This is a genomic window from Microcoleus sp. B7-D4, from assembly GCF_036705125.1.
GTDB lineage: Bacteria > Cyanobacteriota > Cyanobacteriia > Cyanobacteriales > Microcoleaceae > Microcoleus.
The window spans coordinates 58,457-70,161 of the sequence record NZ_JAUBTT010000011.1 but is presented as its reverse complement, the minus strand read 5'-3'; the positions used below and the strand labels follow the sequence as shown (position 1 = coordinate 70,161).

General features: G+C 47.1%; 10 protein-coding genes. 7 read left to right on the top strand and 3 right to left on the bottom strand.

What is annotated here, in order from left to right:
- Positions 1-38 precede the first annotated feature (38 nt).
- On the top strand, positions 39-536 hold the full coding sequence (locus tag QUB12_RS06615) for a hypothetical protein (protein WP_333107686.1): 498 nt from the start codon (positions 39-41) through the stop codon (positions 534-536).
- Positions 537-578: 42 nt separating this feature from the next.
- Here QUB12_RS06615 and QUB12_RS06610 read toward each other — a convergent pair whose 3' ends face one another.
- Positions 579-1,073 carry a GAF domain-containing protein gene (locus tag QUB12_RS06610; RefSeq protein WP_333306065.1) on the bottom strand — a complete coding sequence of 165 codons (495 nt, stop codon included), beginning with the start codon at positions 1,071-1,073 and terminating at the stop codon, positions 579-581.
- 377 nt (positions 1,074-1,450) lie between these two features.
- On the opposite strand from QUB12_RS06610, the gene QUB12_RS06605 reads away from it, so the two are divergent.
- A complete protein-coding gene (locus QUB12_RS06605; protein WP_333306063.1) occupies positions 1,451-2,323 on the top strand; it encodes an alpha/beta hydrolase in 873 nt (290 codons plus the stop codon).
- Positions 2,324-2,418: 95 nt separating this feature from the next.
- Here QUB12_RS06605 and QUB12_RS06600 read toward each other — a convergent pair whose 3' ends face one another.
- Positions 2,419-2,571 carry a hypothetical protein gene (locus tag QUB12_RS06600; RefSeq protein ID WP_333306061.1) on the bottom strand — a complete coding sequence of 51 codons (153 nt, stop codon included), beginning with the start codon at positions 2,569-2,571 and terminating at the stop codon, positions 2,419-2,421.
- A 175-nt stretch (positions 2,572-2,746) separates the two neighbouring features.
- On the opposite strand from QUB12_RS06600, the gene QUB12_RS06595 reads away from it, so the two are divergent.
- A complete protein-coding gene (locus tag QUB12_RS06595; RefSeq protein WP_333306059.1) occupies positions 2,747-4,039 on the top strand; it encodes a glycosyltransferase family 39 protein in 1,293 nt (430 codons plus the stop codon).
- 75 nt (positions 4,040-4,114) lie between these two features.
- Here the strand turns inward: QUB12_RS06595 and QUB12_RS06590 are convergent, their stop codons facing one another.
- A complete protein-coding gene (locus QUB12_RS06590; RefSeq protein ID WP_333145002.1) occupies positions 4,115-4,393 on the bottom strand; it encodes a hypothetical protein in 279 nt (92 codons plus the stop codon).
- A 126-nt stretch (positions 4,394-4,519) separates the two neighbouring features.
- Here QUB12_RS06590 and QUB12_RS06585 point away from each other — a divergent pair, with 126 nt between their 5' ends.
- From QUB12_RS06585 to QUB12_RS06570, 4 genes are all read left to right on the top strand, one after another.
- A complete protein-coding gene (locus QUB12_RS06585; RefSeq protein WP_333145001.1) occupies positions 4,520-4,732 on the top strand; it encodes a hypothetical protein in 213 nt (70 codons plus the stop codon).
- A gap of 3 nt (positions 4,733-4,735) precedes the next feature.
- The gene (locus QUB12_RS06580; protein ID WP_333306057.1) at positions 4,736-5,620 is read left to right on the top strand and encodes a hypothetical protein; all 885 of its coding nucleotides are present in this window, start codon (positions 4,736-4,738) and stop codon (positions 5,618-5,620) included.
- Positions 5,621-5,914: 294 nt separating this feature from the next.
- Complete coding sequence (locus QUB12_RS06575; protein ID WP_333306055.1) at positions 5,915-6,076, top strand: hypothetical protein; 162 nt, start codon at positions 5,915-5,917, stop codon at positions 6,074-6,076.
- Positions 6,077-6,167: 91 nt separating this feature from the next.
- Complete coding sequence (locus tag QUB12_RS06570) at positions 6,168-11,660, top strand: response regulator (RefSeq protein WP_333306054.1); 5,493 nt, start codon at positions 6,168-6,170, stop codon at positions 11,658-11,660.
- The last annotated feature ends 45 nt before the right edge of the window (positions 11,661-11,705 follow it).

Below are 11,705 nucleotides of genomic sequence, written 5' to 3'. Positions count from 1 at the left end.
AAAACATTAGTATTTATTTGATTATAATCTTAAAGATTATGGATTATTGTTATATAGAGTTCGCATCAAAAGATACAAATTCCCTCTACCGCGCGATTGAACTCTTCACCATGATTAAGCTTGCAAAAGAGACCGATGAAACAACCAACGATCGACCATTTATAAACTATTTGACCGACGCAGAACGTTCATATTTTTGGAATCCCTCCCCTGAAGAAGAAGAAGAGTGGAGCGACGAATGGTTTTCCACGCCGATCGAAATTCGCCGCTCTTCTAGAATGCTGACCCCACCGTGGGATTTAGAATCTATGCTCGATGCGTTTTGGGTGGGAGATTACGAGCTGATTGACATTCAAGAACAAAAAGGAAAATACTACTTAAGGTTCGATCCGCATGGCTATCCATACGGTGGTACAGGTTGCATGGTCGCTTTGCTTGAATGCTTTGGTCATAGGGTTGTGGGCATAAATGATGGCGCTGGGTACGAGAAATACACGCCAAAAACTGAGTTCTGGAAGCCGAAGCAGAATGGATAGAATGCACCTCAACTTTCACAAAGCAGGATTTTGGATGAAAGATTAACTATCTTGAATTGTCGGAGACATTGCCATATTTTGTGCTTGTTGCTGCATGAATTCAATGTCCGATCGCAACCAAGTGCGGGGCCCGCTGCACTGATGAGCAATTAACAGCCCCCACAGTCCTTTGTTCGTTAAAATTGGCACGACTAAATTGGCGCGAACTTTCAGGCTACGCAGAAAATCTCGGTGGCATGGGTTAATTGGTTCTACTTCAATATCGGCAATTGCTTTAACTCTGCCGCCTTCGTACAAAGCAGCGTATTCGTCGTTAAAACATTCATCTGGCCCTGTTGAACCCAAGATTGAGAGTTCGATCGCACTCAACATCTCGTAAGTCACTCGACCTTGCCACTGTCTGTAAAAATAGTACAGTACGGCGCGATCGCTCTGCAAAACTTCTCGAATGTCGTATAGGGATTGTTCAACTAATACATCGCGCTTTAGACGATCAGTCAAGCGGTTAACAATGTTTTGCAGCCGATCGCCCGACATAGTATTAACTCCTTTAATTCCTAGTACACTCGCCCGATCTTAATTCTTGAACTTGCACCTTCACAACACCTCAAATTCTTGCGCTTCTGGATTTTCGCGCGATCGAAAATGAGTAATTTTTGGCTTAACAGTTGTCTGGATGCCAGCAACATTATACTATTATTTTGACAGAGATAGCAATCTTTGTGGGAAACGGGCGAGCGACTTTTTTTATGAACCGCTTTCGCGAAGAACCACAGGCGGGACGCCTGTTCCACAAAGGAAGAGAAAAGGAAGAGTTTACAAGTGCTGGGAGAATTGCTAGATATGCCTAAAGTTGGTTCCTCTTAAAGAGAGGAACTGCTAGGCTATCTCGATAGCTAGAGGAAGCATCAAATATGTCTGTGCTAGAAGCTGCTTGGAAACACGAATTTATCGCTACGAACGGCATTAAACTGCACTATGTCACTCAAGGTTCTGGGCCGCTGATGCTGATGCTGCACGGATTTCCTGAATTTTGGTATTCTTGGCGGCATCAAATCCCGGAATTTGCATCAGATTATAAAGTTGTCGCTGTGGATCTCAGAGGTTACAACGACAGCGACAAACCTCACGATCAATCTGCTTACGTGATGGCCGAATTTGTGCAAGATGTCAAGGGCATTATTCAGGGTTTGGGATACGAAAGTTGCGTCTTAGTTGGTCACGACTGGGGAGGCGCGATCGCCTGGAATTTTGCTTATGCTTATCCCCAAATGGTGGATAAATTAATTGTGATGAATCTACCCCATCCGGCCAAGTTTGCTGAAGGGCTACGCACTCCCCAACAATTGTTGAAAAGTTGGTACATCTTTTTGTTTCAGTTGCCAGTTTTGCCGGAGTTGTTAATTCAATTGGGCGACTATCAGGCAATTTCGGCTGCTTTGGAAGGTATGGCGGTTGACAAAAGCACCTTTAGCCCCTCAGATATCGAAGCTTACAAAGATGCGGCTGCCAAACGGGGCGCTCTGACTGCTACTATCAATTATTACCGCAATATTGCTCGCGGATTTCTCGATCGCCCGAATTGGAGGGTTCTGGAAGTTCCCACGCTGATGATTTGGGGAGAAAATGATGCCGCCCTCGGCAAAGAGTTAACCTATGGAACCGCAGATTACGTGCGGGATTTTCAGATTCACTACATTCCTAATTGCAGCCACTGGGTGCAGCAGGAACAGCCGCAGTTAGTGAATCGGTACATGAGAGATTTTTTGGCAAGTAAGTTCATTTAATATCATATCCAGTTTGATCGGAATGCTACTGAGCCTGCGAGTAGGACGATCGCGATTCACTCAGAAAATTATTATTCCCATGCCAGCAGAGATATTCACCGACTGCTGATGCCCTCGGTAGTGCGCCCGCTCATTTCGCTGGGGTGAATGCGGTAAATTGCAATTACCTCCGCACGCCCCTGCGAGTCAATCCAGGTGCGATTGATGGCGGGCGAAAGTTTCGGGTTGTGTTCTTTGACCAATTCCATCGCGCGCTGTCTGGCTGTTCCGTAAGGCGTTCTGCTCGCCCGTTCACATTAAATATAATCTGTGGTATAAAAACATCTCTTCTCCAAAAAGATGGAAGGTGAAATGATATAATTTTTGACATTCCCAACCTAAAAAATGGGGAGCAAGCCAATCAAATCTTCGCAGTCAGTTTTTATGACACCAGACATCTTGGCAGCGCAGCAGCAAAGAAATCACCGCATAATTGTCTCGGCCCTCATTTGTCTGACGCTGCTGGGACTGGCATTGCGCCTTTATTTGGCGTGGCGCACCAACCAAACTCTCCCCGACACCACCGCCCGTCTCAGAGGCGACGAACCGGGCTATGAACGTTTCGCATACGATCTGCTGAACGGTTATTTTTTTGAGAGGCCAGGCAGGACGCCTGTTTATCCCTTTTTTATAGCTGGATGCTATGCAATTTTTGGTCGTTCTCCCGCATCTGTAGTCTACGTACAAGCTTTTTTGGGGGCGACAATCATCCCGCTAACTTTTATCCTGGCACGGCGTTTTACTGGCCCTCAAAGTTCCTTAGTAGCGGCTGGATTAGTTGCGATCAATCCCTCCCTCATTCATCATGTCAGCCGGCTGCAAACAGAGGTTTTATACACGCCTTTAATACTTTTAACAGTGCTGGGCCTGTTGCGGGCATTGGAACAGCCGCAGTGGCAAAATTTTTCATTAGCAGGTGCGCTGTTGGCAATTACGAATCTTTGTCGCCCGACAGGGATGTTGCTTCCAGCAATTGTGCCACTATTGATGCCGCGCCAATGGCATTTTAAGCGCAAGATTGCTTTGTTTCTTGCTTATTTGGGCGCAATTATCATCATTACTGCACCTTGGACTTACCACAATTATCGAACGCACAAAACTTTTTTGATTTACAGCGTTTCTACGGCGCTGCTGTGGCAAGGAAGTCCAGAGTTTTATCATTTGGCTTATGAAAAACTGCCAAAACGCCATATTGTTCAGATTTGGGAGGAAGAACTAAATCCGGCTCGGAATGGGGGACACAATGCTTTTACAATTGAGGGCGATCGCTATTTTACCAAACGGGCGATCGCTTCCATCCTCCGCGAGCCTGCTGTCTATCTCTGGTATTGTGTGCAAAAGGCAGTTTTTTTCTGGTTGGGAAACCCTATAAGTGACTTGCCTTATCAGGATCTGTTTAATGTGAAGGCAATGCGGCTATTCTTTTCGCCGCCACGGATAGTCGGCATTTTAGCGGTGCGAAATTTGCCTGTATTTGCTGCTTTGGGCATGATAGTTTTGCGGCATCGCTGGCGGGAGTTTTTGCCGCTGTTGCTAGTCTGTGCCTATTTTACTGTGATTCATGCGCTCACTTATGCAGAAGTTCGCTACAGCCAGCCGCTGCACCCGATTTTGGCGGTCGTAATTGCTACGGCGGCGGGGGAACTTCAGCGTCGCTTGAAGTTAATTAGTCAGTAGGTATTAGGCAGTTTGTCATGAGTGATTAACCCAGTGTTCTCAAAAAGAATTATTCGGAATTTTACGATCGCCATTTTAATCGCCCTCAGCCTTGAGTTGTACAGCCCAACGGCAATTTTTGTTCAAAACATCGAAACAATTAAAATTTCCGGCAATGCTGCGGGTGTCAGCACTCGCTACATCGGTGCCGTCTAGGGCAATATCAATTTCGACATCCAAGATTTGCCAGATTTGGGAATTAATACCTACCGCATTTACGGCGGGATGTCTCGATGGGAATCTGAAAATGATGGTAAATACGGCTGGCCCGAAATATCCCAAGTTAAGCTGTTGTGCATTTAAATTGAATGTCAAAAAATAATCTAAGCTTTGTGGGGAGTAGGGGTTGGGCCAGAAAGCCCGCCCTGAATATGCAATTTAAATGCGTGACAGCTTAAGACAAATCCAAATATAATTAATTGGGCGCATTGGGATCAGATTATGACTCATCCGCCCCAGGGTAGCGATTATTGGTGGTCGGGAAAACCTGGTAAAGTTGGGCGCAATGCCAAAACTATTTTTAATAGTCTCAAACAAGCAAATATTGGCTCGGTTGTGAGTATTCGGAATGTTGATAATAGCTGGAATCCGAGTTGGGCGCTGCAACTGAATCCGCCACGCACAAAAGAAGATTGGAACGAGTGGTGGGAATAGGTTTTGGCTAAAGTTTATTGGCTGAATGTTCGCAATGATTACCGCGTTGATGATTGGGAAATTCACAACGAACCGGACAATCGCGATCGGGGTTGGGGCGGGACTAGGGCTGACTATTTTGAATTGGTTAAGGTGGCAAAAGATGCGATCGACTTTGTTTATAAAACTTATTTGCCTTCGCGCACTTACCGCATCCACGGCCCGAAAACCATAGGCGGCAGCAATTGGCCGGCTAGTGCTTTGCAAGAAATACCTAATTATTTCGATACAGTCAATGTCCACAACTACGATGCAGATATTTCTAACTACACCCGCAAAGTTCGCGGCTGGATGAACGGTACTGTCCGCGCTAACTCGCAGCTTTGGGTAGGAGAATGGGGAACTTACAACATGAGCTACGGCGATTTATCTTTAGCTTTAAATTTGATTAAGAATTTGATTCGAGGTTCTCAACCGGGGGATAATTATATTGACGGCAGTCACATATTCTGTTTGTACGACTGGGGAAAGCTGGGACTGGCGGAAGGTTTGCTAGGGGACGGGGGAAAACGGCGCGCAGGCTACTATGCTTTGCGGATGGGAATTAGGGCTTTGCAGGGCGCGAAAGCTACCTTTTTTCCTATCACTAATAGTTCGGATTTAATGGCAGTTGCAACTCTTGATGCTAGCAAGAATGTTTACTTGCTGGTTGTCAATGACCGAGCAACATCTTACACTGTTAATGCTGATATTTCGGAGCTGATAAAAACTGGTAATGGCACGCTGCGGGAGTTCAGTTCTAAAACAATGGATGAGGTTGTTGGTAGCTTAAGGCTCAAGGGCGGCAATGCAAGTTTTGCAGTGGCGGGGAACAGCGCTATTCTCATCAAGTTCGATCGCCAGAATTGAAGCTCAAATCCTCTGGGCCATAATTGCGATACGATAGAATTAGTTATGCTCAGAATTATTTATTTTCTGCCTGTTGGGCCCTGGAACCCTGGAACCCTTGAACCCTCGAACCCCTAATTGCACAGTTGCAATACCTAAATGTCATGTTGTGATTCCCCTCCTGTCGCTGGTAAATTGGTAGCGTGCAGGTATCTTGCCTCAAACAGAATGCGAGCGAGAGTTCGGTTGAGGGCGAGAAAGTAGGGTGCAGTCTAGACAATCGTAGAAATTCTTGCTCGTAAACCCGCGGCCGTTATGCTAAGCGAGGAATTACCCGCCCGCCTTCATCTATCCCTCTGGCAGATAGCATTGGTTCTGAAAGTCAGAAGCCGTCAATTATCAGGATATGGCACGGAATTAATTTTAAATGCCAAGATGCTGGAAGTAGGGGTAAGTTTAATCGTACAGAAACTTTGAGCGCGCTTGGAAATCTCGCGGGTAAAGCCTCTCAATCAACCTGCTGCTCGCGATCGGGTTTTTCCAACAAATATCACTTTTATGCCCCCTGATGTTTATTCCCTCCCTCAGTCAGGTCATCAACCGCAATCCCCTCACCGTCACCCCTGAGACGCCCGTAGAAAAGGCGATCGAGCTGATGAGTAGCACAGGAGCCAGTTACGTCCTCGTGGTAGAACCGCGCGGGAATTCTCAATTCGGAAATCCCACGAACGGGACTTCCCCACAATTGCGGGAACAGTCGGGTTTCTACAACGGCATACCGCGTGTGATACACGCAGGAGGCAACGGGCTGCGTCTCAACGGCTCAAAAGCTCCCTATGCGGGCGGCCAGACAGTGCTGGGGATTTTTACAACGCGAGATGTCGTACAGCTAAATTCGATCGGCGCTGCTTTGAGCGGATTTGCGATCGAGCAAATCATGATCAGAACCGTAACTGTAGCCCGAGAATCGGAAATTCCCGACTTTTTTGCCTTAGCAAATCTGCTGGATAAAAATCAGATCAGCCATTTGCCCGTCGTCAGCGAGGCTGAAGAACTTGTCGGTTTAATTAGCTCTCAAAGCTTGGTGCTTTTGTTGCAGGGAATTGGGGGATCGACACCAAAAGCAATTAGCAGCGCTTCGCCACCTGCGGCTTTCGCGTTCCCTCCGCCGCTGCCAATTGTGCATCAGAAAGTAGAGCTACCCGCAAGTTTAATTAAACTTTATCAAATCCCTCAAATAGCAGGCTCACGAATAATTCACGCTCCTGCTAATTCTTCGGTTCGCTATTTGGCGCAACTGATGTTTAGACACAATGTTAGTTATGTATTAATCACTGAAACCCCCGATCAACACTCGACTGGTGGGGCTCACAATTCCAAATTTACAAATCCCAACATTCACAAACTGGTTGGGGTGGTAAGTTCGCGGGATATCGTGCAGTTGCAGGCGCTGGGAAGAGACTCTAACAAAATTAGAGCGGGAGCAATTTGCAGCAGTTCGCCGCCGCTGGTGCGATCGCACTCTAGCCTCGAAGCAGCCGTCGCGCTGCTGCAAAAACACTACTGCCAGTTGCCTTTATTAGTCATCAACGAAACAAATCACCCGATCGGGATTATCAATCCTAAAACTATCCTTTTACAAGCGCTGGATTCAAAATCTCTGCATTCTGGCTTAATCGCTTTGCAGCGCCAGCTAGAATCTAGCAACGCTCAATACAAAAAACTCTCAGCAGAAATACACCGGACAGCAGCAAATAGCCACGAGATGGCTGAAATTTCTCACCACAGTTTCGTAGAGAGGCCAAATCTCCCCCCTGCAGTCAACAATCAGGGAATTTGGGACTGGAATCTCGAAACAGATGAGTTTTTTTATTCGGCGCGCTGGCAAGAAATGCTGGGCTACCAAGAAGGGGAAATCTCGAATCGCCGATCGGAATGGTGGAGTCGCATCCACCGAGATGATATTGACTCGGTAAAGGCAGCTTTAGAAGAACACTTCGCCCAAAAGACACCGGATTTTGCAGCAGAATATCGGATGTACTGTAAAGACGGCAGCACTGTGTGGGTGCTGAACCGGGGTCAAGTTTTACGCAGCGTTACTGGCAAACCGCTGCGGGTAGTAGGAACTCATACAGATATTACTCTAAACAAGCAGTTTGAAGTCAAAAACCGGGAGCAAGATCGAGAACAATTCCATCTATTTGACTCTTTGAAAGCAACAGTAATTTTCCACATAGATGCGGCGGGGGTTTGGAAATTCCTCAACCGCGCTTGGACGGAAATTACTAATTATGCGGTTTCCGAAAGTTTGCAAACTAATTTTTTAGAGTGGGTGCATCCAGATGAGCGCGAGCAATGTACAAATTTATTGGAGTCTTTGCTGTCCGGGAAGTCGGAATTTGAACGGCGAGAACTGCGATTTAAGTCTAAGTCGGTTTCGGAGAAAAACTCCTTGGGAATTCACAGTAATTCCGGCTTTGTTTCCGTGGAACTATTTGCCCAAGTCCGCCGGAATTCCCAAGGCGAAATAGCGGGAATTTTCGGGACTTTGCACGATGTCTACAACCGCCTCGAAGGAGTTGAGGAACTGCGGGAAAGCGAGCGGGCAATTCGATCGCTCTACGAGGTAATGGTGAGCTCGGAAGGCTCTTTTGACGAGCGAACGATGCGGTTGCTGGCAATGGGCTGTAGTCAGTTTGGGATGGATATCGGGCTGTTGGGCAGGGTTTTGGGCGATCGCTACGAAGTGATTGCGGCTTATGTACCGGAAGATTTTCCCTTTGGATTTGCTAAAGGAGACGGTTTTGCTTTGAGCAGAACCTTTGAGCGAGAGGTTTTGCGATCGAGCGAACCTATTTCTGTCGAATCAGCCGGCACTACTCAGTGGCGCAACCACCCCGCTTACAGTGTCCGCAAGTTGGAGGCTTTTGTGGGCACGAGGGTAATAGTGCAAGGGCGAGTTTATGGTACTTTGAGCTTTACTTCCCGCACCACTAAATCTCCTTTTAAACCGCTGAATTTTGAAATTTTAAAGTTGATGGGCAATTACATCGGCGCAGAAATTGCCCGCGAAGAGCGAGAGCGAACTTTGCAACGTCAGTACCAGCGCGTTTTACTACTCAAACAAATTACTCAAAAAGTGCGATCGACCTTAGACACTCAAGAAATTTTTCAAACTACCGCCACCCAAATCGGCCGCGTATTTGGTGTCAATCGCTGTACAATTCACACCTATCTTTCCGAACCTTATCCCCATCTTCCTTGCGTCGCGGAATACTTAGAACCCGGTCACGAATCGGCTTTAGATTTAGAACTTTCTGTCACTTATAACCCCTACACAGAAAAACTCCTCGCTGAAGATATAGCCCTGGCATCTCCCGATGTGTTTGCCGATCCTTTGCTCGAATCTTCGGGGCCGATGTGCCGCCGCATCGGATTAAAATCTATGTTGTCTGTTCGCACTTCCTATCAAGGAGAACCGAATGGAATTATTACTTTGCACCAGTGCGATGCAACTCGCCAGTGGACTCCAGACGAAATTGAACTATTAGAAGATGTTGCCGCGCAAGTCGGAATTACCTTAGCTCAAGCACAACTTTTAGAAACGGAAGTTCAGCGACAGCGACAGTTAGCCGAGCAAAATGAAGCTTTGGAGCAAGCGCGACAAGCGGCGGAAGTTGCTAATAGAGCGAAGAGCGAATTTTTAGCGACTATGAGTCACGAAATCCGCACTCCGATGAATGCGGTCATCGGGATGACTGGCTTGCTGCTGGATATGGAACTAACTCCTGAACAGCGGGATTTTGTGGAGACAATTCGTACCAGCGGCGATGCTTTGCTGACTATTATTAACGATATTCTCGACTTCTCCAAGATTGAATCGGGAAAATTGGATTTGGAACGCAGCCCCTTCGAGCTGCAAAACTGTATAGAAGAATCTCTGGAATTACTGGCTCCGAGAGCCTCAGAAAAAGGTTTAGAGCTGGCTTACTTTATTGATGATTCTGTTCCGAAAAACATTTTAGGAGATGTCACGAGGCTGCGCCAAATTTTGGTAAATCTGCTGGGCAATGCAGTTAAGTTTACAGAATCGGGAGAAATTGTGGTGTGCTGTACGGCTAGGGAAATTGAACCGGTAGCTGCTAACAGTTCGCCCGATAAAATTAATATTCTAGCGCCACAACTGCTAGTAATTAACCAGGGAGAGTTGGCACGTAGCAAACAATACGAGATTCAATTTGCTGTCCAAGATACAGGAATTGGCATTCCGCCAGACCGGATGGATCGCCTGTTTAAAGCTTTTTCGCAGGTGGATGCTTCGACAACGCGACATTACGGCGGGACGGGTTTGGGACTGGCTATCAGCCAGCGTTTGAGCGATATGATGGGCGGTACAATGTGGGTCGTCAGCCAGGTAAGTCCGGGGAGTTCTAAGTCTCATCCGGGAGTTTCTGCGATCGGACAAAGTATCGCTGGAAGGTCGCCTGCAGAATTTACTCCGCCGTCGATGTCGGGTTCGGGTTCGATTTTTTATTTCACGGTGACTGCGGAAGCGAATGACATCCGGGCTGAGGAAAAAAGGCCCGAATTTGCCGCTGGTAAGCGCTTGTTAATTGTTGAGCATCATGCCATTAACCGGCAAGTTTTGATCCGTCAGGCAGAGTCTTGGGGAATGATACCCGTGGCTGTAACTTCGGGTGCTGAGGCTTTGGAAATCATCAAAGGAAACTCGCCGCTCGATTTAGCTATTTTGGCGATGAATCTACCAGATATGGACGGTGTGGCTTTGGCTGTGGAGATTCGGAAATTTGAGCTGAGCAATTTCTCTGGCGACGAGGGTCTAAATCCGAATGTCAGCGTTAAAAACCCTCGCAAAATAGCACTACCTTTGGTGCTGTTTACTTATTTAAGTAAGGCGGAAGTTTGGAAAAAACTTGAAACTACCGAAGTACATTTTTCGGCTTTCTTAACTAAGCCTTTAAAACAGTCCCAGTTTTATAATGTGTTGCTGCAAGTTTTTGGATATGTTACTGGCAGAAGCGGTAGGGGAGAAGCTTCAAATGTGGTGACTTTGACTTCGGGATTGAAGTATTTTGAAAATTCTCAAGAACAACACCGCGTGCAGCGGACGCCTGCTGTTTTGAGGCAGGTGGCGACGAATTCTGCCGGACAGGATGGAACTAATTCTAGTCAGATTCGGATTTTGCTGGCTGAGGACAATGTGGTGAATCAAAAAGTTGCTACGCATTTACTCGACAGGATAGGATATCGGGCTGATATTGCGGGTAATGGGTTGGAGGTTTTGGAGGCGCTGAAGCGGCAATCTTACGATGTTGTGCTGATGGATGTGCAGATGCCGAACATGGATGGGTTGGAAGCGACGCGCCGCATTTGTCAGGAATGGCCGGCTAACAAGAAGCCGAGAATTATTGCGATGACTGCTAATGCGATGCAGGGCGATCGCGAAAAGTGTCTGGAAGCAGGTATGGACGATTATATTACTAAGCCGGTACGCCGGGAAGAGTTGGCGATCGCCTTGAGCAAGTGTTCACCTCTGATTCGGGATGAATTGGATGCGGTAACAGAGGAAAACAATCAAGATATTTCTGATGACATTGACAGTGATACTGCGGCATCTTCGAGCGTTCAACCGGGAGCCGATTCGCCGATTGATTTTCATATTTTGCAAAATCTCCGCGAGCTAGATGATGATGAAGACCCCGATTTTTTGGGGGAGCTGATTAAGATATATTTGGTTGACGCACCGCAACATTTAGAAACTATTAAGGAGGCTATTTTTCTGGGCGATGCTGATAGTTTGAAGCTGGCTTCTCACACGCTGAAGTCGAGCAGCGCCAATTTAGGAGCCGTGTCTTTTTCTGCTGTTTGCAAGGAGTTGGAGTATATGGGTCGCGCGGCGGTTGAGTCTGGAGGGGAACAGGTTTTTGATGTGAGTACGGCGCGCGATCGCCTGTTGGAAGCCCAAGCGGAGTGGGAAAAGGTGCGGGCGGCTTTTGAGACGGAATTGGAAACGGGGAAGTTGCGATCGCAAATAGGTTGACACTCCCTGACATGAAGGCGCAGGGATTCTTGGATCATCCAGTCG